The organism is Streptomyces sp. NPDC001903, from assembly GCF_042891345.1.
In the GTDB taxonomy this organism is placed as follows: domain Bacteria; phylum Actinomycetota; class Actinomycetes; order Streptomycetales; family Streptomycetaceae; genus Streptomyces.
Genome location: NZ_JBIASZ010000010.1, coordinates 105,737 through 127,722, shown reverse-complemented (window position 1 = coordinate 127,722; position 21,986 = coordinate 105,737). Strand labels below are relative to the sequence as shown.

15 protein-coding genes are annotated in these 21,986 nt (G+C 71.2%); 8 read left to right on the top strand and 7 right to left on the bottom strand.

What is annotated here, in order from left to right; all coding sequences use genetic code 11:
* Window positions 1-21: 21 nt before the first annotated feature.
* The gene (gene pulA, locus ACFYZS_RS22715) at window positions 22-5,364 is read right to left on the bottom strand and encodes a pullulanase-type alpha-1,6-glucosidase (RefSeq protein WP_389015461.1); all 5,343 of its coding nucleotides are present in this window, start codon (window positions 5,362-5,364) and stop codon (window positions 22-24) included.
* Between the two features lie 142 nt (window positions 5,365-5,506).
* Window positions 5,507-7,219 carry a carbohydrate-binding module family 20 domain-containing protein gene (locus ACFYZS_RS22710; RefSeq protein WP_389015458.1) on the bottom strand — a complete coding sequence of 571 codons (1,713 nt, stop codon included), beginning with the start codon at window positions 7,217-7,219 and terminating at the stop codon, window positions 5,507-5,509.
* Window positions 7,220-7,697: 478 nt separating this feature from the next.
* On the opposite strand from ACFYZS_RS22710, the gene ACFYZS_RS22705 reads away from it, so the two are divergent.
* From ACFYZS_RS22705 to ACFYZS_RS22690, 4 genes are all read left to right on the top strand, one after another.
* Window positions 7,698-8,762 (top strand): gluconolaconase, encoded by a 1,065-nt coding sequence (locus ACFYZS_RS22705; RefSeq protein WP_389015455.1) that lies wholly within the window; start codon window positions 7,698-7,700, stop codon window positions 8,760-8,762.
* A gap of 52 nt (window positions 8,763-8,814) precedes the next feature.
* Entirely contained in the window at window positions 8,815-9,972 is a 1,158-nt protein-coding gene (locus ACFYZS_RS22700) for a hypothetical protein (protein WP_389015452.1), read from the top strand.
* A gap of 68 nt (window positions 9,973-10,040) precedes the next feature.
* Window positions 10,041-10,586, top strand: coding sequence for a hypothetical protein (locus ACFYZS_RS22695; RefSeq protein ID WP_389015449.1), 546 nt, complete (start codon window positions 10,041-10,043; stop codon window positions 10,584-10,586).
* Between the two features lie 192 nt (window positions 10,587-10,778).
* A complete protein-coding gene (locus ACFYZS_RS22690) occupies window positions 10,779-11,030 on the top strand; it encodes a hypothetical protein (RefSeq protein ID WP_229340233.1) in 252 nt (83 codons plus the stop codon).
* A 152-nt stretch (window positions 11,031-11,182) separates the two neighbouring features.
* Here ACFYZS_RS22690 and ACFYZS_RS22685 read toward each other — a convergent pair whose 3' ends face one another.
* The 5 genes from ACFYZS_RS22685 to ACFYZS_RS22665 form a co-directional block, all read right to left on the bottom strand.
* Complete coding sequence (locus ACFYZS_RS22685) at window positions 11,183-12,199, bottom strand: LacI family DNA-binding transcriptional regulator (protein WP_389015445.1); 1,017 nt, start codon at window positions 12,197-12,199, stop codon at window positions 11,183-11,185.
* A complete protein-coding gene (locus ACFYZS_RS22680) occupies window positions 12,187-13,794 on the bottom strand; it encodes a glycoside hydrolase family 13 protein (RefSeq protein ID WP_389015443.1) in 1,608 nt (535 codons plus the stop codon). The genes ACFYZS_RS22685 and ACFYZS_RS22680 overlap by 13 nt, the downstream gene beginning before the upstream one ends.
* Before the next feature lie 75 nt (window positions 13,795-13,869).
* Window positions 13,870-14,769, bottom strand: coding sequence for a sugar ABC transporter permease (locus ACFYZS_RS22675; RefSeq protein ID WP_389015440.1), 900 nt, complete (start codon window positions 14,767-14,769; stop codon window positions 13,870-13,872).
* A gap of 2 nt (window positions 14,770-14,771) precedes the next feature.
* Window positions 14,772-15,809, bottom strand: a complete 1,038-nt coding sequence (locus ACFYZS_RS22670; RefSeq protein ID WP_389015437.1) for a carbohydrate ABC transporter permease — start codon at window positions 15,807-15,809, stop codon at window positions 14,772-14,774.
* A gap of 8 nt (window positions 15,810-15,817) precedes the next feature.
* A complete protein-coding gene (locus ACFYZS_RS22665; RefSeq protein WP_389015434.1) occupies window positions 15,818-17,089 on the bottom strand; it encodes an extracellular solute-binding protein in 1,272 nt (423 codons plus the stop codon).
* A gap of 233 nt (window positions 17,090-17,322) precedes the next feature.
* Here ACFYZS_RS22665 and ACFYZS_RS22660 point away from each other — a divergent pair, with 233 nt between their 5' ends.
* The 4 genes from ACFYZS_RS22660 to ACFYZS_RS22645 all read left to right on the top strand — a co-directional run bounded on the left by ACFYZS_RS22660 (window position 17,323) and on the right by ACFYZS_RS22645 (window position 21,984).
* Window positions 17,323-18,948 (top strand): glycoside hydrolase family 13 protein, encoded by a 1,626-nt coding sequence (locus tag ACFYZS_RS22660; RefSeq protein WP_389015431.1) that lies wholly within the window; start codon window positions 17,323-17,325, stop codon window positions 18,946-18,948.
* Between the two features lie 26 nt (window positions 18,949-18,974).
* Entirely contained in the window at window positions 18,975-20,021 is a 1,047-nt protein-coding gene (locus ACFYZS_RS22655) for a LacI family DNA-binding transcriptional regulator (protein ID WP_389015427.1), read from the top strand.
* A 68-nt stretch (window positions 20,022-20,089) separates the two neighbouring features.
* Window positions 20,090-20,980: a phosphatase PAP2 family protein gene (locus ACFYZS_RS22650; protein ID WP_389015424.1), complete on the top strand. Its 891-nt coding sequence runs from the start codon at window positions 20,090-20,092 to the stop codon at window positions 20,978-20,980.
* A gap of 107 nt (window positions 20,981-21,087) precedes the next feature.
* A complete protein-coding gene (locus ACFYZS_RS22645) occupies window positions 21,088-21,984 on the top strand; it encodes an immunity 49 family protein (protein WP_389015421.1) in 897 nt (298 codons plus the stop codon).
* The last annotated feature ends 2 nt before the right edge of the window (window positions 21,985-21,986 follow it).

The following is a 21,986-nucleotide window of genomic DNA, read 5'->3' as shown; positions in this document are numbered from 1 at the left end:
ATCGCCCCCTCGTCCGGTCCGTCAGTGCCGCTTGAAGACGGCCACCGTGCGGGCCGGAACCGTGAATTCGCCGGTGCCGGCCTCGTACGCGGCCCGCTTGACCCCCGGGTCCGCGCCGGCCGCCTGGACCGGGTGCAGGGCGTAGGCGGTGCCCGCGAGGGCCGGGACGCGCTGGGGCCGGGCGGCGGGGGTGGCGTTGAAGACCACCACCAGGTCGCCGAGGGTCATGGTGATCACCCCCGGGGTCTCGTCCGTGCCGGAGAGCGGGAAGGCGAGCGCCGCCTGGACCGCCTCGGGCGTGGTGAGGGCGAAGGCCGGCTCCGTCGTACGGATCCGCAGCAGGTCGCGGTAGGCGGCCGAGGCACCCGTGATCTCCGCGCAGCCCGGTGCCCCGGCGCCGGCCAGCAGCGGCTTCGCGTAAGGCCACTTGGAGCCGTTGTCGGCGGCCGGCGGCAGGCCGCGCCCGAAGCCGTTGCCCTCCCGGCAGTCCCAGTGGATGGCGTTGAACCAGTCGCCGCTGTCGTAGGAGTTGCGGTCCAGCGACTTCGAGCGGAGCAGGTCCGTACCGGCCTGGGACAGTGACGGGCCCTGCGAGAGGGTGCCGACGGCCATCGCCAGGACCTGCATCCGTGCCTGGTCCGCGGCCGAGGTGCCCTGCGCCAGCTTGTAGGCGAGCGCGTCGGCCAGGGTCTCGTTGTCGTGGGCGTCCGCGTAGGCGAGGGCGTCGCCCGGAGCGGCCGCGTACCCGGCCGGGGAGCCGTTGTAGTCCACCTCGGAGCCCTTGGTGCGCTTGCCCGCACTGTCCGTGAAGGCGTACGAGGCGAGGTTCCCGGACAGCCCGACCTTGATCAGGTCCTGGGCGTGCAGCAGCCGGGCCCGCTGCTGCTCCGCGGTGCCGTTCGCGGGCGAGGCGTTGGGCGCCGTGAACAGGCCGGAGGCGAAGCCCTGGACGCGCGGGTCCTCGTCGAAGGGGCCGCCGCCGCGGACCGCGTCGCGCGAGCGGTCCGAGAAGGTGGCGATGCCGGTGCCGGCCATGTTCTTCTGCGTGGCCTGGACGAAGCGGGCGTCGTCCGCGACCTCGCCGAAGTTCCAGCCCTCCCCGTACAGGATGATCTTCTTGCCGTCGACGCCGTCCTTGGCGACGGTCAGCGCGTCCAGGGCCTGGCGGACGGCCAGGATGTTCGCCTTCGGATGGTGGCCCATCAGGTCGAAGCGGAAGCCGTCGACCTTGTACTCCTTGGCCCAGGTGACGATCGAGTCCACGACGAGCCGGCCCATCATGGCGTTCTCGGGGGCCGTGTTGGCGCAGCACGTGGAGTTGGCGACCGAGCCGTCCGCCAGCAGCCGCTGGTAGTAGCCCGGCACGATCCGGTCGAGGACCGACTTGTCCGACTGGCCCGACGCCACGGTGTGGTTGTAGACCACGTCCATGACGGTCCGCAGCCCGGCCCCGTTCAGCGACTGGACCATCCTGCGGAACTCGACCGTACGGGCCGTGCCGTTCGGGTCGCTCGCGTACGAGCCCTCCGGGACGGTGTAGTGCAGCGGGTCGTAGCCCCAGTTGTACGCGTCCTTCGCGGCCGCGGCGGCCACGCAGGCCTGCTGCTCGGGCGAGTCGGGCGCGTACACCTTCAGGTCGCAGGCCGGTTCGGTGCGGTCGGAGGGCTTCTCCGGGATCGTGCCGATGTCGAAGGCGGGCAGGAGGTGGACGTAGGAGGTGCCGGAGGCGGCGAGCGAGCGCAGGTGCCGCATGCCCGCCGAGCCGCTGTCGGTGAAGGCCAGGTACTGGCCGGGGTGGGCGCTGGTGGGGTCCGCGACCGAGAAGTCGCGGATGTGGAGCTCCTGGATCTGCGCCGAGGTGAAGGGGACGGCCGCGGGCTTGCGCAGGTCGCGCCAGCCGGGCGGGGCCAGCTTCGGGTCGGCCAGGTCGACGGCCAGGCTGTGGGTGGAATCGGTGGTCAGGGCGGTGGAGTACGGGTCGGTGACGAGGTTGCGGACCATCCGGCGCGTGCCGGGGGCCCACACGGTCACGTCGTACCGGTACGGCTTGCCCTTCCAGCCGCGCTCGCCGCGCACCGACCAGACGCCGGTGGTGTCGTCGCGGCGCATGGGGACGGTGCGGCCGTCGAGTTCGAGGGCCACCTGGCGGGCGGTGGGAGCCCAGACGGAGAGGGTGGGGCGGCCGTCCTTGAAGACCGGCCCGAGGGCGGCGGTGTTGGCGTACAGGTCGTCGAGCACGCCGGCGAGCTGGACGCCGGTCGCGGCCAGGACGGCGCCGCCCGCGGCGCGGGCGCTCGCGACGAGCTGCCCGCGCAGGGCCTCCCGTACGCGGTCCCGGTCGCGGGGATCGACGGTGTAGGCGGAGTACGAGGCCAGGTGCGGGAACTTCTGCTTCTGGGCGGCGGTGAGTTCGGTCTTGGCCAGGCGCAGCCACTGTGCGCCGTCCGCGTGCAGGGCCCCGTTCTCGGTGGTGACGGTCCCCTCGCGGGAGGCGAGGAGCTGGACGGAGGCGGCGGCCGCGGGGGCGTTCCAGGCGAGGGTGGAGCGGTCGATCCAGACGGCCTCGGACTTGGTGAGGTCGAGGGCGGCGGAGGAGCCGGCGGGCTGCGGCAGGAGGTACGGGGCCCGGCCGCCCAGCATCCAGACCTCGTGGCCGGTGGCCTTGAGGTCGAGGGACTGGTCGGTGGGGAGGTCCTTCTCGTCGCCCTTGTGGAGGATGTAGCTCAGGCTGGTCGCCCCGGCGGCGAGCGGGACCTCGTACACGGCGCCGAAGGAGTCGGTGCGGGCGGGCATCAGCGGCTTGGACCAGTCGGTCGGGTTCGCGGCGCCGGTCCAGACGTGCAGGCCCCAGCCCTCGTAGGCGCCGTCGGGGCGCTGGTAGTGGAGGACGGCCTTGGCCTGGTCCTGGGGCGGGTGGGCGGGGCGGTCGGTGGTGGCCGCCTCCTTGCCCTGCTCCAGCCAGACCTCGCCGCTCTTGGTGACGTCGAGGGTGCGGTCGGTGGCGACGTCCTTGTTGCCGTCCTTGTCGATGACGAGGTAGCCGATCGAGGAGGCGCCGGGCTTCAGCCTGACGTAGGCGAAGGCGCCGTACGCGTCGCGGCCGGTGAAGTCGTGCCCGGCGGGCCAGGGCGTGGCCTCGCCGTCGGCGAGGTCACCCCACGCGTACAGCCGCCAGTTCGTGTAGTCGCCGTCGGGGCGGCGGTAGTGGACGACCGCGTAGTCGCGCTGGGTGGCGGTGGGGACCGGGGTGGGCGGGACCTGGCCGGAGACGGACTCGGCGAGGGCGCTCGCGGTGCGGCCGGAGGCGTCCACGGCGACGGCCTTGTAGCGCAGGGCGGTGCCGGCCGGAGCCGTGATGTGCTGGGTGACCTTGTACGGGGCGTGGTCGGCGGAGCCGAGGACCTGCCACTTCCCGGTGCCGGTCTGGGCGGCGAAGACGACCCGGTTCAGGCCGCCTCCGGTGACCTCGGCCGAGAGCTCGACGGTGCCGGTGGCCCCGGGGGCCGGGGCCTTGAGGGTGAGGGCGGGCTTGGTGGCGGGGGCGGCGAGGGGCGCGGCGCCCTGGAGGACCACCGAGCCGAGGGCGGGGACGGTGACGGTGAGCTTGCCGGCCGCGGAGGCGCGAAGCTGCGCGGAGCCGCCGTAGAGGGTGCGGTACCGGGCCCCGGCCGGGGCGTCGAGCTCTACGGTCCGGGCCTCGGCGGCGTTGTTGGCGGCGACGAGGTACTCGGTGCGGGAGCGGGGGTCGGTACGGGCGAAGGCGTAGACGGACCCGTCGGCGAATCGTTCACTCTGGACGCCGTCGCGCAGGGCGGGGTGGTCCTTCGTCAGCTTCGAGAGAGCACTGATCTGCCGGTAGAGCGGGTGTCCCGGATCGTAGGCATCGCTCGCGTGTGTGCGCGCCGTCGCGAGCTGGTCGTCGTCCAGGTAGTCCGCGATCCGGGTGCCGAACAGCGGCTGCCGGGCGTCCTTGTCGCCGCCCGCGCCCGTGAAGCCCTGCTCGTCGCCGGAGTAGACCACCGGGTTGCCCCGCGAGAAGAACATCAGCTCGTTGGCGAGCCGGTACCGGTCCAGGAGCTCCTGCTCCCCCGCCCCCGGCCGGTCCTGCTTCAGGAAGCTCCCGAAGCGGCCCATGTCGTGGTTCCCGAGGAAGGTGACCTGCTCGTACGCGTTGGCCTTGTCCGTGGTGTACCGGTAGTCGTCGGCCAGCACGGAGCCCAGCCGCGAGGCCGCCGCGCCCTGGGAGGCGTACGCGCGGATCGCGTCCTGGAGCGGGAAGTCGAGGGTGGCGTCGAGGCGCCCCTGCGTCACGTACGGGGAGGTGACGGCGGTGTCGGCGGAGTAGACCTCGCCGAACATGAAGAAGTTCTTCCGCCCGCGCTGGGCGGCGTACTTGTCGAGGGCGGTGGCCCACTGGGTCCAGAACCCGGTGTTGACGTGCTTGACCGTGTCGATGCGGAAACCGTCGATCGAGAAGTCCTTGACCCACTTCTCGTAGATCTTCTCCATCCCGCTGACGACCTCGGGGCGCTCGGTCCACAGGTCGTCGAGGCCGAAGAAGTCGCCCTGGTCGGAGGATTCCCCGGCGAAGGTGGAGTCGCCCCGGTCGTGGTACATCGTCGGGTCGTTGAGCCAGGCCGGAGCCTTCAGGTTCTTCTTCGCCTCGGGCACGAAGGGGGTCCGCGGGAAGGACTCGGCGTCCACGGCGGGGAACTTCCGCTTCCCGTCCGCGTAGTCGGAGTCCTCGAAGGGCACCCCGTCCTTCGTCAGGTAGGGGAAGGCTCCCTTCGACAGGTAGGAGTAGGACTGCTCCCGGTAGTCGACGACGTCGGCGGTGTGGTTGGTGATGACGTCGAAGAAGACCTTCATCCCCTTCGCGTGCGCCTTGTCGATCAGCCGCTCCAGGTCGGCGTTGGTGCCGAAGTGCGGGTCGACCTGTGTGAAGTCGGTGATCCAGTACCCGTGGTACCCGGCGGAGACGTCGGCCCCCTTCCCCTGCACCGGCTGGTTCTTGAAGATCGGCGCCATCCAGATGGCGGTGGTCCCGAGCCCCTTGATGTAGTCGAGCCGGTCGGTCAGCCCCTTGAGGTCGCCGCCCTGGTAGAAGCCCTTGTCCGTCGGGTCCAGCCCGGTCTCCAGCCGGCTGCCGGTCAGGCCGCCGGTGTCGTTGCGCGGGTCGCCGTTCGCGAACCGGTCCGGGAGGACGAAGTAGAACTGCTCCCGGGTCAGGTCGTGCCGCGCGGGCTCGGCGGCCAGTTTCGCGTCCGAGGGCGGGGCGGGCGGGGCGGCGGCCACGGCCGGGAGGGCGGGCAGGAGCGTCACGGCCAGTGCGGCGGCGAGGACTCCTGCGGCGGGGCGTATCAAGGCGGATCTCCTTGGTTACGTGTCGCGTGGATGAGGGCCGCCCGGCGGATGGCGGGGTCTGTGGACGCCGGGCGGCCCTGGTCGGTGGGGTGGGGTGAGGGGTGCGGGTACGAGTACGGGTGCGCGGGGGTGCGGGTGGAGGTCAGTTGCGCCAGGTGTCGTTGAGTACCGTCCTGCCGCTCGCCGGGACGGTCGCGGTGCGGTTGGCGCCGCTCTCCCAGGTGACGTTCCCGGCGGCGTCCTTGCGTACGTACTTGTACGAGAACGCGGTCCCGGCCGGGAGCGACACGTCCAGCTTCCAGACGGGGTAGGCCGCCGGGTCGAGCTTGAGGGCGCTGCCGGTGTTCCAGCCGCCGAGCTCGGCGCGGTCCCCGGTGACGTAGATGTTCTGCCCGGGGGTGGTGGTGGCGTTGACGGCGAAGGAGGCGCCCGCGGTCGCCGGCGGCGGAGTGGTGCCACCGCCGGCGCAGGTGCGGGCGCCCACGTGCAGGGCGAGGGCCGTACCGGCCCCGAGGGTGGCGGTGAACTGCCCGGCGGAGTTCACGCCGACGGTGCGCCCGCTCTGGACGTCGCAGTAGTCGCCGGCCGGGAGCGAGCTCTGGAAGGTGCGGGTGAGGGAGGCGCCCTCGTGGTTGATGGCGACGTACGCCTTGGCTCCGCGCCCGAAGGCGATCTGGTCGCCGCCGTTGTCCCACCAGTTGGTGACGGCCTGGCCCCGGGCCGCGTTGCGGAAGCCGACCATGGAGGAGATCTCCCGCCAGGCGTGCTGGCACTTCCAGCCGTCGGCGTAACAGGCGTTGACCGTGCCGCCGTTCGGCGGGCCGGCGTCCTTGTCGGTCCACTCGTACCCGGAGTGCACGTCGGGGGATCCGTACGGCCAGGCCAGCATGAAGACGCCTGCGAGGGTGTAGGCGGAGCCGTCCTTGTAGTTGAGGGTGTCGCCGCCGCGCTCGGTGTCGTGGTTGTCGACGAAGACGGCGGACTGCCCGCTCGGCATGTAGCCCCAGGCCTCGCCGAAGTTCTTCAGGTAGGCGAGGTTCTCGTTCTGGAAGACCCGCTTGAGGTCCCGGGCGTAGCGGAACTCCTGCACGTCGCCGTTGCCCAGGTACTCGGAGGGCGAGACGGCCTCGCCGGCTCCGTATATCGCCTCCTGCTTCCAGTAGGCGGAAGGATTCGCCAGCCGGGACTTGATGTTGGCGAGGTCGGCGGCCGGCATGTGCTTGGCGGCGTCGATCCGGAAGCCGTCGACGCCCAGGGACAGCAGGTCGTTCAGGTACCCGGCGATGCGCCCGCGCACGTAGTCCTCGCCGGTGTCCAGATCGGCGAGCTGCACGAGCTCGCAGTTCTGGATGTCGGCCCGGTTCTGGTAGTTGGAGATGGTCGCCCGGCAGTCGTCCATGTCGGAGCCCGAATAGATCCCGGGGTAGCCGTACTTCGTGTACGAAGAACCCCCGGTCCCCACCCCGTCAGCCGCGGCCATGTGGTTGATCACGGAGTCGGCGACGACCTTCACCCCGGCGGCGTGGCAGCTGTCGACCATGGCCTTGAACGCGGCGCGGTCGCCGAGCCGCCCGGCGATCTTGTAGCTGACGGGCTGGTACGAGGTCCACCACTGGGGGCCCTGGATGTGCTCCTGGGGCGGCGAGACCTGGACGTACCCGTATCCGGCGGGCCCGAGCGAATCGGTGCAGGCCCTGGCGACGGAATCGAAGCGCCACTCGAAGAGGACGGCGGTGACGTCCTTGTCGCCGGGCGCCGCCGCGGCGGCCTGCGGCGCCGAGCCGGTGAGGAGGGCGGTGGCGGCAAGGGCGGTGGAGGTGAAAAGAGTTGCAGCTCTGGCGGCTCTGGCAGGCATGCGGGGGGCCTCCTGGCGGGAGAGGTGGGGATTGCAGAGACCGTAGGGGCCAGGTAAGAGCGCTGCAAGAGTTTGCGCAAGAGATTGCAGAATTGTTTCCGGGGCGTGTCCTGCCGGACAGACGGGTCGGGCAGGCCCACACCGCGCGCGTACGACGCGACATGACGCCGGCTCACACCGGCGCACACCCGCGGGAGCGGCGCATCCCCGACAGCGGCACATCCCCGCCACTTCCCGATCGCTCCGGCCCCGCGCACCGCCCGAAACGGCGGATCCGGCCACCCCGGACGCCCCGCACCGCAGGGAGGCGGGCCCGCTCCGGCCTCCGCCGAACGGACGATCGGGCAGGTGGAACCGGAGTTGTCCGATTTTCACCCCGTGACCATTTCCGCTCGATGATCATCTGACACCTGCCGCGTAGTTTCACCGTGCACCGGAAAAATCCGTCGATTCCGCGACGCAGGGAGACCCCAGGTACATGTCGGAGAAAAGCGCGAAGAGCGATGTGGGCAAGGCCTATGTCAACGACGTGTTCATGCGCCACCCGCTCACCACGCGGAACCAGGACGAGCTCGAAATACCGGCCAAGGCCGAGGCGATCCTGGAACGGAACAATCTGCGGGGCGCGCTGAAGAGGACCCCCGAAGGAGGGGGCGAGCCGATCGGCCCCATCGGCTTCTCCTTGAACAAGAAGCGCTACGGCGCGTTTCCCGAGGACGAGAAGACGGCGCAGGAGCGCGGGTGGCGCGCGTTCATGAACATGGGCGTGCCGGTCGTCGAGGAGCGCGGCGACATCACGCAGCCGCCGCCCGACATGATCTCCAAGCAGACGTACGTCAACGGAACCGACCCCATCAAGATCACGGTGACGGACACGGTCGAATTCTCCGTCTCGAACACGGTCAGCTGGTCGCTCCAGGGCGAGGTGAAGCTCACCTTCGGGGCGAAATCCATCGCGTCGCTGCAGCAGGAGATGCAGAAGAGCATGGCGATGATGCAGTACCAGAAGACCACCCTGAAGAACAGCAAGGACAACCAGGGCGTCGACCAGGAGTCGCAGACGGAGGCGACGAGCACGACGACGGCCACGACGTCCGCCACGGGCACCGGCGAGCTGTGGGCGGACCTGCTGCTCGGCATCACCGGCTCCGTCAGCGGCTCGTTGACCACCGAATGGAAGCACCAGTCCTCGGTCAGCTTCGAAGTGATGAGCCGGGCGGACGTCATGGCCACGACCCGGCGCCAAATACGGCAGTTCGACTACGAATTCCCGGTCACCTTCGGCGGATGGGTCGCCCTGTACTACCCCCGGCCGGTCGAAGTGAGGGGAACTCCCCCGCAGGCCAAGGAGCCGAAGTACTCCCGGGTCGTCGCATGGAAACTCGGCGACTGCGTCGAGGACCGGGCCAACTTCGATCTGGCCGATGAGGGCAAGAGGTTCCTGCAGAAGGGGGCGGCCGAAATCGTGGCCGTCCGCACCGGGGAACACCGGGTCTTCCAGCCCGAAACGCTCGACTACGAGAGCCAGAAACAGCCTCTCTGAAAAGGCGACCACCCACCGGGCAGGCCAGATGAGCCACTTCAGGAGGAACAGCGTGTCATTCGGAAACATCTTCGACGGCGGCGGCAGCGAAGCGGGCTCCGCAGCAAAGTCCGCCGAATCCCTCGACAAGGACACCCCCGGCGCGGGGGACGTCTCCGAGGCCGTACGCAAACTGGAGAGTGAGCGCGACCCCTGGCTCGTGCGCCAGACGGCGCACGGCGCGTTCGACGTCATGGGATTCCTGGGTCCCCTCTTCCGGAACATCCAGGACTCGTCCGCCGCCCAGCGCCTGGTCGCCGAGAACCCCGCTTCGACCTCCGCCATGGCCTCGTCGACGCTGAAGGCGGCCGGACCGCCCCGGCCGACCATCGGCGAGGACGACATGCCGAAGCTCGAGGACCTGTCGAAGCTCATCGCCGCCAGGCGCAGCTTCGCCCTCGTCACGACGGGCCTGGGGACGTCCGAGGGGCTCGCGGTGGACCCGGCGCAGAACACGGCGTACGTCGCCGACCGGGGCGGCCAGAAGCTCTCCGCGGTGAAGATCGCCACCGGCGCGCAGCGCGTGGTCGCGAGCGGTCTGGGCGACATCTGCGACGTGAAGCTGGACGGCGGGGGCAAGGCCTACGCCGCCGACTACGGCGGTGCGCGGCTGCTCTCGGTGGACCTGTCCACCGGCGCCTCCGGCACGGTCGCGAGCGTCCCGGGCGCGTACGGCCTCGCCCTCGACGGAGCGGGCAAGGCCTACGTCGTCAGCTACAGCGAGGGCAAACTCGTCGCGGTGGACCTCCGGAGCGGGCAGAAGACCACGGTCGCCACCGGCCTGCCGGTCGGCGTCGCCGCGGTGGCGCTGGACGGCAGGGGCAAGGCGTACGTCGGCCAGAAGGACCACGGCGGCAACGTGTACGAGGTCGACCTGGCCGACGGCGCGAAGCGCCTCGTGACCACCCTCCCCGGGGCGAGCGCCATGCGCGTGGAGCTCACCGGCGACGGCCAGGCGTTCACCATCGACCATCTGAACGGCCGCCTGTACGAGATCACCCTGGCCGACGGCGCGCAGCGCGTGGTGGCCAGTGGCCTGGCGACCTGCGAGGGCCTCGCCCTGGACACCGCCAAGGGGCAGATCTACGTCAGCAACCGGGAGACCCAGCTCTGGCAGATCACCCAGCGCGACACCCGGCCCATGGGCGGGGTGGGCAAGGTCGCGGCGTAGGGCGTCCTCACCGCCGAACGGGCAGGGGCGCGGCGGCGCCCCTGCCCGCCCGTGGCATGCTCCTGGGCGTGATCGATGGAGAGGGCGACCGCTGGTCGTTCGCGACGGCGCGGGTGCCGGCCCGCTTCGGGGTGTGCGAGGTGAGGGGTGCTCCCGGTGTCGAGCACGCCCTGGGCGGGCGGCGCGGAACGCTGTGCGGCATATCGGCCCGTTGCCTTACGGCCTATCTCCACCTGTTCGAGCCCGATGCCCTGCAGTCGTGCCGGCGGTGCCGCCGGGAGGCGAAGGCGGCCCCGACGGAGCCGTGCGTCCAGGAGCGCCTTCACGAACGGGTCCGGGCCGCGGCCCGGGGCCGGACTCGCGAGGAGTTGCTCGCCGCCCTCCGCGGGGGCGCGGCGGTCCGTTTGTGGATCAACGGCCCTTCCGCGGACCTGGCGACGTCCTACGCCGGGCTCGACGAGCTGACCGACGGCGGCGGGCCCGCCGCCGAGGCGTTCGCTTCCGCCGCGACGATCGGACTGGCCAACGTCGAGGACGGCCAGTGGCGCTACCTCGTCGTCCTGCCGGACGACGGCGGCCGCCCCGTCGTCGGCCGCGGACCCCGTACCCCCTGAGAGCGCCGGAGCCGCCGGCGCCGCGCGCCGGACGGGCCCCGAATGGGCGGCGTGAGCGGGGGCGCGAAGTGTCGAAACGATACAGCTGCTGGCATTGGGGTGAACGCCCGTTCCCCGCGGCGCCCACGGACGGTTGGACCGGCCGACGCGCGGACCGAACAGCGCGTCCATCCGATGATCCTTAGGGGAGTCATGCGCATTCGTTCCGCTGTCACCGCGTCCGTCCTGGCTGCAGGCATCCTGCTCGGCGGCGCCGGCGCCGCCCTGGCCGACGGAGTCGACATCGACTACTTCGGCGGCGGCCACGCGGCCAAGTCGTCGAACTGCTCCACGTTCGCCGCGGTGCCGCACAACCTGCCCGCGTTCGCCGGCCCGGTCTACAACTCGTCCTGCGAGAAGAGCAGCGAGAAGGAGTGGCTGAAGGGCCACCACCTCGGCGCCTGACCCCCGGCCCGCACCGCAGGGGCGGCCGACGTCACCGTCGGGCCGCCCCTCGGCGTGCCGGGGGCCGGCACCGGGACACCCCTAGGGGGTGTCCGCGAAGTCCCGCCTGCCCCGCGGCGTGCGGGCGCACGGCGCTACTTCGCGGACACCCCCTAGTCCGTCGGGACCTGGGCCGTCGAGCCCCTCACCACCAGTTCCGGCTGGAAGACGTACTCCGTGCGCTGGACCGGGGTCCCGGCCACCGCCTCCAGGAGGGCTCCCACCGCCGCCGTGGCCATGGCGCGCACCGGTTGGCGGACCGTCGTCAGCGGGGGGTCCGTGAAGGCGATCAGGGGGGAGTCGTCGAAGCCGACGACCGACACGTCCTCGGGGACCCGCAGGCCGCGCTCCCTCGCCGCGCGGATCACGCCGAGCGCCATCGGGTCGCTGCCGCACACGATGCCCGTGCAGCCGCGGTCCAGCAGGGCTCCGCCCGCCGCGTGGCCTCCCTCGACCGTGAACAGCGTGCGCTGGATCCGGCCTTCGCCCTCCGCCTCGGGCACCGCCGCCCTGAACCCCGCCTCCTTGCGGGCCGACGGGACGTACCGCGTCGGGCCTATGGCCAGGCCGATCCGCCGGTGGCCCAGGTCCGCGAGGTGGCGTACCGCCATGTCCGCCGCCGCCCGGTCGTCCGGCGAGATGAAGGGGGCGTTGACGTGTTCGTTGAACCCGTTGATCAGGACGAAGGGGATGCCCCGCGAGGACAGGCGCTGGTAGCGGGAGGGGTCCAGCGAGGAGTCCGCGTGCAGGCCCGACAGGAAGACGATGCCCGTCACCCCCCGCTCCTCCAGCTGCTCCACCAGCTCGTCCTCGGTGGCCCCGCCCGGCGTCTGCGTGCACAGCACCGGCGTGTACCCGTGGCCCGCCAGCGCCTGCTCGATGACCTGCGCGAACGCCGGGAAGATGGGGTTCGTGAGCTCCGGTATCAGCAGCCCGACCAGCCCGTTGCTGCGCCGCTTCAGCCGTACGGGGCGCTCGTAGCCCAGCAGGTCCATGGCGGCCAGCACCTTGTGCCGGGTGCCGGCCGCCACGCCCGCCTTGCCGTTGAGCACGCGGCTGACCGTCGCCTCGCTGACCTGGGCCTGCGCGGCGATGTCCGTCAGCCGGAGCGGGGAGGTCACCCCTGCCACCACACCGCCGTGTCGGCCCCGAGGACCCCGGGGTCCGCCACCTCGCCGCTGGCCAGCAGCACCGTGCCCGGGGCGGGCATCCGTACCGGCTCCGGCGTCGTGTTGACCGTGCAGACGAAGTCCCCGCGCCGGAAGGCCAGTACGCCCTCCGGCGCCTCCAGCCACTCCACCGCGTCGCCCGCGCCCAGGTCCCCGCGCTCCCGGCGGATCCGCAGCGCGGCCCGGTACAGCTCCAGCGTGGAGCCCGCATCGCCCGTCTGGGCCTCGACGCTCAGCCCCGCCCACTCGGCCGGCTGGGGCAGCCAGCTGCCGCCCGAGCCGAAGCCGTACGGCGCCCGGTCGCCCGACCACGGGATCGGCACGCGGCAGCCGTCGCGCAGCCCGTCCTGGCCGTTGGCCTTGAAGAAGGAGGGGTCCTGGCGCACCTCGTCCGGCAGGTCCACGACCTCCGGGAGGCCGAGCTCCTCGCCCTGGTAGACGTACGCCGACCCGGGCAGCGCCAGCATCAGCAGCGCGGCGGCGCGCGCCCGCTCCAGGCTGCCGAAGCGGGTGCGGTGGCGGACCACGTCGTGGTTGGACAGCACCCACGTGGTCGGGGCCCCGACGGGCCGCATCGAGTCGAGCGACTCGTCGATGGTGGCGCGCAGCGCCTGCGCGTCCCAGCCGGTGTTCAGGTAGTGGAAGTTGAAGGCCTGGTGCAGCTCGTCGGGGCGCAGGTACAGGGCCGTGCGGTCCGCGCTCGGGGTCCAGGCCTCGGCGACGCCGATGCGGTCGCCCGCGTACTCGTCGAGCACCTTCCGCCAGGAGCGGTAGATCTCGTGGACCCCGTCCTGGTCGAAGAAGGGCAGCACCTGGTTGCCGAGCAGCTTGAGCTGCTCGTCACGCCCGAGGTCCGGCAGGCCGGGGGCCTTTACCAGGCCGTGGGCCACGTCGATCCGGAAGCCGTCCGCGCCCAGGTCGAGCCAGAAGCGCAGGATCGAGCGGAACTCGTCCTGGACGGCCGGGTGCTCCCAGTTGAAGTCGGGCTGCTCGGGGGCGAAGAGGTGCAGGTACCACTCCCCGTCGGCGACCCGCGTCCACGCCGGACCGCCGAAGATCGACTCCCAGTCGTTCGGCGGCTCCGCGCCGTCGGCCCCCCGCCCCGGACGGAAGTGGAAGCGCTCGCGCAGCGGGGTGCCGGGCCCTTCCCGCAGCGCCTGCTTGAACCATTCGTGCTGGTCGGAGCAGTGGTTCGGGACGAGGTCCACGATGATGCGCAGCCCCAGTCCGTGCGCCTCGCGGATCACGGCGTCGGCGTCGTGCAGGGTGCCGAACATGGGGTCGATGGCCCGGTAGTCGGCGACGTCGTAGCCGGCGTCGGCCTGCGGGGAGGCGTAGAAGGGGCTGAGCCAGACGGCGTCGACGCCCAGCTCCTTCAGGTAGGGCAGACGGCTGCGGATGCCTTCGAGGTCCCCCATGCCGTCCCCGTTGGAGTCGGCGAAGCTGCGCGGATAGACCTGGTAGATCACCGCTTCTCTCCACCAGCCGGGCAGGGTGCCGGTGGTGGTGGGAAGGCCACTGTCCGAAGTCAGTGCGTCGGCGAGGTGCTGGGTCATGTCGTCCTTGGAGAGATCGGGCCGGGGGTGAGAGGGGGCAGGCAGGGTGGTCGGCCCTGGGTCGCGGGAGGGGCGTCAGCCCTTGGTCGCGCCTGCCGTCATCCCGGCGACGAGGTGACGCTGGGCGAAGAGGAAGAAGATGGCCGCCGGGATGGCGATGAGGACCGAAGCGGCGCTCATCGCACCCCAGTTGGAGGTGTACTGCGTGACGAAGGTCTGCAGGCCCCCGGCGAGGGTGAGGTGTTCGTCGCCGACCATGAAGGCGGAGGCGTACGCGACCTCGCCCCAGGCGGTGATGAACGAGTAGAAGCCGGTGACGGCCAGGCCGGGCTTGGCCAGCGGCAGGATCAGGCGCCAGAAGGTGCCGAAGGGGTTGAGCCCGTCGACGCGGCCGGATTCGTCGATCTCGACCGGGATGGTGTCGAAGAACCCCTTCATCATCCAGGCACAGAACGGCACGGCGATGGTGAGGTACGTGATGATCAGCCCGAGCGGCTGGTTGAGCAGTCCGAGCTGTCCCATGAGGTTGTAGAGCGGGACGATCAGGATGGCCATCGGGAACATCTGCGTGATGAGCAGGGTCCACATCAGCGGCTTCATGCCCGGGAACTTGAAGCGGCTGACCGCGTACCCGGTCGTGGCGGCGATGAACACACCGAGGACGGTGGTGATGCCGGCGACGAGCACGGAGTTGCCGAACCAGGTGAAGAAGGAGGTCGACTCCACCAGGTAGCGGTAGTTCTCGAGGGTCGGTTCCTTCACGAAGTCCGTGGAGATGGCGTGCTTCGCGGGCTTGATCGAGGTCAGCAGGACCCACAGCACCGGGAAGACGGCGATCACCGAGGCGACGATCAGGGTGACGTGCAGTCCGGCGGAGGCGAGCGGGGAGCGCTCCCCCCGCTTGCGCACGCCCTGCCTGCTCGCGTCCTGCTTGATCGTGCCCTGCTGGGTCGCGGGGACGTCGGTCGTCGTCACGGTCACCACACCTCTCCCTGCTTGCGCAGCGAGCGCCGGTAGACCAGCGCGAAGATCATGAGCAGGGCGAGGATGAGCACGCCCCAGGTGGCGGAGCCGGCGAAATCGCGCGGGCTGGCCACGAAGGCCTCCCGGAACGCCTGGGTCACCAGGATCTCCGTGGAGTCGCCCGGCCCGCCCCGCGTCAGCAGGAAGATCACCGGGAACATGTTGAAGGTCCAGATGGTGGAGAGCAGGATCACGGTCATGCTCACCGCCCGCAGCCCGGGCAGGGTGATGTGCCGGAACCGCTGCCAGGCGGTGGCCCCGTCCATCTCGGCGGCCTCGTACAGCTCGCCGGGGATCGACTGCAGCCCGCCCAGCAGGGCGACCATCATGAAGGGGACGCCGAGCCAGACGTTGACGGCGACGACGGAGAACTTCGCCCACGTCGGGTCGTCGAGCCACGGGATCGCCGAAATGCCGCCCCCGTCGAGGATCTTGTTCAGGATGCCGCTGTCGCGGTTGAACAGGAACCGCCAGGCGAAGACGGAGACGAAGCCGGGAACGGCCCAGGGCAGGATCAGCGCCATCCGGTAGGCGGCGCGGCCCCGGAACTCCCGGTTGAGCATGTTGGCCAGGGCCAGTCCGAGCGTGAAGGTGATCGACACGCACAGGACGGTCCACACCACCGTCCACACCAGCCGCTGCAGGAACACCGGGTCGGCCAGGACGTCGGCGTAGTTGTCGAGGCCGACGAACTTGTACGTGGCCTCGATGTGGTTCGCGCCGATCGTACGGCCGACATTGCGCTCGTTGGCGTCGGTCAGCGACAGGTAGATGCCGCGGGCGAGCGGCCAGCCGATGATCACGCCGAGGACGAGCACCACCGGGGCGATCATGGCCCAGGCGTACCAGTGGGTGGCGAGGGCACGCCTGACGCCACCGTTGTTCTGGGCCGTTGCCGTGTCAGTCCTGCGGCTCCGGCCGCGGGCCGCGACGGGTTCTTCCCCGTCGCCGCCCGCGGCCTTCGCCACCGACTGGCTGGTGTGAGCAGCCATCGTCTTGTCTACTTCCAGCCCTTGAGGATCTTGCGGAACTCGATGCCGGCCGCCTTGGCCGCGTCCTCCGGGCTCGAGGCCCCCGTGATCGCCTTGGTGTACTCGACCTTCAGCGGCTCGAAGAGGGAGCCGTTCTCCGGGATCCAGGCGCGCTCGACGGCCTTGTCCACGGCCGGCTTGAAGAACTGGACCATCTCGCTGGACTTGACGTCCGGCTGCTCGTAGGCGGCGGTCCGGGTCGGGAGCAGGCTGAGCTCCTTGGTGGACTGCACCTGCACGTCCTGCGAGGTCATGTACTCGACGAAGGCGTGCGCGGCGGCGCGGTTCTTGGACCCGGCGTAGACGGCCAGGTCGTGGCCGCCCTGCGGGGCACCGGCCTTGGCGGAGCCGGCCGGAACGGCGGCGACGCCGAGGTTGGCCTTGTCCTTGAACTGGTCGCCGGCGTAGGTGTCGGCGACGGCCCACGGACCGTTGATCATCATCGCGGCTTCGCCCGACTTGAAGGCGGTCTGCATGTTGGTCCAGCCGTCGGTGGCGTTGGTGATCGCCGCACCCGAGGTGACCAGGTCGCGGGCGGTCTTGAACGCCTTGACGCCCGCCGGGTTGTCGACCGTGACCGTCTTGTTCTTCGCGTCGACGAGGTCGCCGCCCTCGCCGTAGATGAGCGGCAGGAACCAGTACGAGTCGTCGCCGCGCAGGTAGAGGCCGGCCTTGCCGCTCTTCGCCTTGATCGCGGCGGAGGCGGTCTTCAGCTCCTCCAGGGTCTTGGGGGGCTGGACGCCGGCGTCGGCGAGCATCTTCTTGTTGTAGAAGAGGCCGAGGGTGTCGATGACCTGCGGGACGGCGTAGGTCTTGCCCTCGTACTTGCCGCTGGCCGCGGCCTGCGGCAGGAACTCGGCGTCGACCTTCTTGGCCGTCTCGGCCGGAACCTCGTCGAGGTAGCCGAGCGAGGCGAAGTCGGCGACCCAGCCGACGTCGGCACGGATCACGTCAGGGGCTTCGGAACCGCTGCTGAAGGCGTTCTTGACCTTGTTCTGCGCGTCGCCGTACGGGACGTTGACGTACTTGACGGTGACCTTCGGGTGCTTCGCGGTGAACGCCTCGGCGATCTTCTGGAAGCTGGCCTTCTCGGCGTCGTTCGAGGTGTCCCACCACGTGACCGTGCCGGAGAGCTCCCCGCCGGCCTTGGTCTCGCCGCCGTCCTTGGTGTCACCGCCGCAAGCCGTCGCCGCGAGCGCCAGGGTCGCGACCAGCGCGGTGGCCGCTATGCCACGCCGCATATGAACTCCTTCGATGATCCCGGCCGCGCCCTCGCGGTCCCGAGTTGCAGGGAACGTAACAAGCCTGAAAGCCGACCGAAAGAGCTTGCGGCAATTTTCTGCAAGAGGAGCTGATCGTTACATCCGTGTGTCCGGACGGTTGCCGCAGCTTGCTGTTCGTTCGAACGTCCTTCGGGTGTGCGGGCCCGGAACCAGGCCGCAACCAGGGGGCATGTACGCGCGTTGACCCCGATATGACCCATGAGCTGACCGCCTCCCGGCTTGCAAGCGCTTCCAGCAATGCCAACGCAAGCGCCGGCTGGTGGCGCGATGCCGTCATCTATCAGGTGTACGTACGGTCCTTCGCGGACAGCGACGGCGACGGCATCGGCGACCTCCAGGGGGTGCGCGCGCGCCTGCCCCACCTGGCCCGGCTCGGGGTCGACGCCGTGTGGCTCACCCCCTTCTACGTCTCCCCGCAGGCCGACGGCGGCTACGACGTCGCCGACTACCGGGCCGTCGACCCCCTCTTCGGGGACCTCTCCGACGCCGACGAGCTCGTCCGGGCCGCGCACGCGCTCGGCCTGCGGGTCATCGTGGACGTCGTGCCCAACCACACCTCCGACCGGCACGCCTGGTTCCGCGACGCCCTCGCCCACCCCGCGTCCGAGGCCCGGGCCCGCTACCACTTCCGCCCCGGCCGCGGCCCCGGCGGGGAGCAGCCTCCCAACGACTGGGAATCCGTCTTCGGCGGCCCCGCCTGGACCCGCACCCCCGACGGCGAGTGGTACCTGCACCTCTTCGCGCCTGAGCAGCCCGACCTGAACTGGGAGCACCCCGAGGTCGCGGAGGAGTTCGCCTCCGTCCTGCGCTTCTGGCTCGACCTCGGCGTCGACGGCTTCCGCATCGACGTCGCGCACGGCATGGTCAAGGCCCCCGGCATGCCCGACATCGGCCGCGGCGCCCAGGCCACCCTGATCGGGACCGAGCCGCTCCCCTTCTTCGACCAGGACGGGGTCCACGCGATCCACCGCTCCTGGCGGCGGCTGCTCGACTCCTACGAGGGCCCGCGCATCGGCGTGGCCGAGGCCTGGGCGCCGACCTCCGAGCGGCTCGCCCTCTACGTGCGGCCCGACGAGCTGCACCAGGCCTTCAACTTCCGCTTCCTGAACTGCCCCTGGGACACCCGCGCGATGCGGACCGTCATCGACGAGTCCCTGGCGGCCACCGCCTCCGTCGGCGCCCCCACCACCTGGGTGCTGTCCAACCACGACGTCGTACGCCATGTCACCCGGTACGGCGGCGGCGCCCAGGGTCTGTCCCGCGCCCGGGCCGCCGCGCTGCTGATGCTCGCCCTGCCCGGGTCCGCGTACCTCTACCAGGGCGAGGAGCTCGGCCTGCCCGAGGTCGCCGACCTCCCCGACGCCGTGCGCCAGGACCCCGCCTTCCTGCGCTCCGCCGGGCAGGACGGGCTGCGCGACGGCTGCCGGATCCCGCTGCCCTGGTCCGGCGAGGAGCCCCCGTACGGTTTCGGGCCGGCCGACACCTGGCTCCCCCAGCCGCGGGACTGGGCCCCGCTCAGCGTCGCCGCCCAGACCGGCGACCCGCACTCCACCCTGGAGCTGTACCGCGCCGCCCTGGAGCTGCGCCGCGCACTGCCCGGCCTCGGCTCCCCCGACGCCGGCCCGCTGACCTGGCTGCCCTCGCCCGAGGGCGTGCTCCTCTTCACCCGGCCCGGGTTCGCCTGCACCCTCAACAGCCGCTCCGAGCCGCTGGAACTCGCCTCGCCGGGACGCCCCGTACTCTCCAGCGCCCCGGTGGAGACGGACGGCCGGACCGTACTGCTGCCGCCCGATGCGTGCACGTGGTGGGCACTGTGAGCCCGGGACCGGTACAGTCCAATCCCGTGACCGCACGGCTAGCCGACATCGCAGCCCAGGCGGGGGTCAGCGAAGCCACAGTCAGCCGCGTGCTCAACGGCAAGCCCGGTGTGGCCGCGGGCACCCGTGAATCGGTGCTGGCCGCACTCGACGTGCTCGGCTACGAGCGCCCGGTCAAGCTGCGCCAGCGCAGCGCCGGGCTCGTCGGCCTGATAACCCCCGAGCTGGACAACCCCATCTTCCCCGCGCTCGCGCAGGTCATCGGCCAGGCGCTGACCCGGCAGGGGTACACCCCGGTGCTGGCCACGCAGACGCCCGGCGGGTCCACCGAGGACGAGCTCACCGAGATGCTGGTCGACCGGGGGGTCTCCGGCATCATCTTCGTCTCCGGGCTGCACGCCGACACCACCGCCGACATGGGCCGCTACGACCAACTCCGCGGGCAGGGCGTCCCGTACGTCCTCATCAACGGTTTCTCCGACAAGGTCCAGGCGCCCTTCGTCTCCCCCGACGACCGCGCCGCGATGCAGCTCGCCGTGACCCACCTGACCGCGCTCGGGCACACCCGGATCGGACTCGCGGTCGGACCCAAGCGCTTCGTGCCCGTCCTGCGCAAGATCGAGGGCTTCCGGCTCGGGATGAAGGAGCGGCTCGGTCTCGACGAGGCCGAGGTCGAGGAACTCATCCAGCACTCGCTGTACACGCTGGAGGGCGGGCAGGCCGCGGCGGCCGCGCTCATCGCGCGCGGCTGCACCGCCATCGTCTGCGCCAGCGACATGATGGCGCTCGGGGCGATCCGGGCGGCCCGGCAGCAGGGGCTGCGGGTGCCGCAGGACGTGTCGGTCGTCGGCTTCGACGACTCCCCCCTCATAGCGTTCACCGATCCGCCGCTCACCACCATCCGGCAGCCCGTGCAGGCCATGGGCCAGGCTGCGGTCCGTACGCTCCTGGAGGAGATCGGCGGTACGCCGGCCCCGCACAGCGAGTTCGTCTTCCTCCCCGAGCTGGTGGTCCGCGGATCCACCGCCTCCGGTCCGCGGCAACGTAGGGGACCGTCTACTCCCCAGGGGTGAGCCGCTGCGCCGGAGACCGTCCCGAGGGATGATCGAAGGCGAGAAGCCATCTGGCAGACTCTTTCCCCATGGGTGAATCGAGCGTGAAGACACTGGAAACCCGGACGGAAGTCTCGTCACCCCACGTGACCGAGGGTGAGGCCCGTCCGGGGGCTCAGCGCGCTCTCCTGCCCCGGCTGCGCGCCCCGCGCCGGCCGCGGATCTGGTTCGAGATCCTGCTCATCGGGGTCAGTTACTGGACCTACTCGCTCATCCGCAACGCGGTGCCCGAGCAGAAGGCGGACGCCCTCGCGAACGCCGACTGGCTGTGGGACCTCGAGCGCACCCTCGGCATCGCGGTGGAGCAGTCGGTCAACCACGCCGTCAACTCGGTGACGTGGCTGATCGTCGGCATGAACTACTACTACGCCACGCTCCACTTCGTCGTGACCATCGGCGTCCTGGTGTGGATCTACCGGTTCCATCCGGGGCGTTACGCGGCCACGCGCATGGTCCTCTTCGCCACCACGGGCGTGGCCCTGCTCGGCTACTACTTCTACCCGCTCGCGCCGCCCCGGCTGATGAACGGCGGACACTTCGTCGACACCGTGCTGGTCCACCACACCTGGGGCTCCATGGCCTCCGGCAACCTCAAGCACATGTCGAACCAGTACGCGGCCATGCCCTCGATGCACATAGGGTGGTCGCTCTGGTGCGGGCTGACGATCTTCGCGGTCGCCGCCGCCCCGTGGGCCCGGATCCTGGGCCTGCTCTACCCGGTGGCCACGCTCGTGGTCATCGTGGCCACCGCCAACCACTTCTGGCTGGACGCCGCGGGCGGCATGCTCTGCCTCGCGTTCGGCTACGCGGTCTCGCGCGGCTGGTACGGCTCGCTGCCGCACCGGCTGCCGCGCGAGCCCGAGGAGACGGGACCGCATCCGGCGACGTCGGCCCTGCTGAACCGGTTCCGCAAGGCCTGAGCCGCTCCCGCCCGGCCGGGCCGCGTCGCGTCCGCGGCCCGCGGCCCGCAATGTCAGTGGATGTTGTTAGCGTGCGCCTCGCCAGTAGGAACGATCAAGGAGGCGGCGTGCAGGACGTGGAACGGCACGAGGTCGGCGAGCACCGGATATCCGAGGCCCTGGAAGACGTGCCGGGACGGGCCTACGACCACTGGTACCGGCTGCGGTACGGCGGCGGGCTGTCCCTGAAGGGGCTCCACGAGACCCGCGACGACCTCCTCGACCACGTCGGCGCACGGACGCTGGCGGACCCCGGGCTGACCGGAGCCGTCGCACGCCGCGCGCTGCTGACGGCCGCCGAATGCGCACTCGGGGAGCTCGACCTCGGCTGCTTCCCGAACGGCGACTTCGAGGTGCCGTTCCCGCTCCTCCACGAGGAGCTCAGCAGCATGGACCTCTCCTTCGGCGACGCCGTCGACCAGGCGCCCACGGCCCGGACCTGGCTGGACGCCTTCGCGCTGTCCGTTGCCTGCGGGCTGGTGCGGGAACGGAACCGGGGGATCGGGCTGCTGCTGCGGGGCGACTACGCGCCCGCCCTGCACGACGGAGTGCCGTACTCGCCGCTCGACTCGCATTCCGACCCGGCCGAGCTCGCCGAGATGGACGCGCTGTGCCTCTACCTCGCGCCGGCGGCCGGGCACCTGCCGCGGGACTGGCCGGACGTGCCGCTGCGCAAGCCCGACGCAGCCGAGCGCGCCGAGGCCGCCCGCCGGCTGGACGACTTCGGTGTGCTCACCGCGGACCAGCGGCTGCTGCGCGTCCTCCTCGACGACGACCAGCCGGCCTTCGAGCGCGCCCTGGCCGGGAACCTCGCCGGGCTCCGCGAGGGCGCGGGCCCCGACGCGCCCGCCCGCTCCCTCTTCCCCGCCGGCACGATCGCCTTGGCCGCGCTGGCCGTCCAGGTGCACGGCTGGCGGCTCGGCGTCACCTCCGCCTACCTCCCGCAGAGCCTCCTGCACGCCTGACC

Excerpts from the sequence above, each read along its gene's own strand:
- ACFYZS_RS22710 (WP_389015458.1), bottom strand. The coding sequence starts at position 7,219 with ATGCCTGCCAGAGCCGCCAGAGCTGCAACTCTTTTCACCTCCACCGCC.
- ACFYZS_RS22705 (WP_389015455.1), top strand. The coding sequence starts at position 7,698 with ATGTCGGAGAAAAGCGCGAAGAGCGATGTGGGCAAGGCCTATGTCAAC.
- ACFYZS_RS22690 (WP_229340233.1), top strand. The coding sequence starts at position 10,779 with ATGCGCATTCGTTCCGCTGTCACCGCGTCCGTCCTGGCTGCAGGCATC.
- ACFYZS_RS22680 (WP_389015443.1), bottom strand. The coding sequence starts at position 13,794 with ATGACCCAGCACCTCGCCGACGCACTGACTTCGGACAGTGGCCTTCCC.
- ACFYZS_RS22670 (WP_389015437.1), bottom strand. The coding sequence starts at position 15,809 with ATGGCTGCTCACACCAGCCAGTCGGTGGCGAAGGCCGCGGGCGGCGAC.
- ACFYZS_RS22665 (WP_389015434.1), bottom strand. The coding sequence starts at position 17,089 with ATGCGGCGTGGCATAGCGGCCACCGCGCTGGTCGCGACCCTGGCGCTC.
- ACFYZS_RS22660 (WP_389015431.1), top strand. The coding sequence starts at position 17,323 with ATGACCCATGAGCTGACCGCCTCCCGGCTTGCAAGCGCTTCCAGCAAT.
- ACFYZS_RS22650 (WP_389015424.1), top strand. The coding sequence starts at position 20,090 with ATGGGTGAATCGAGCGTGAAGACACTGGAAACCCGGACGGAAGTCTCG.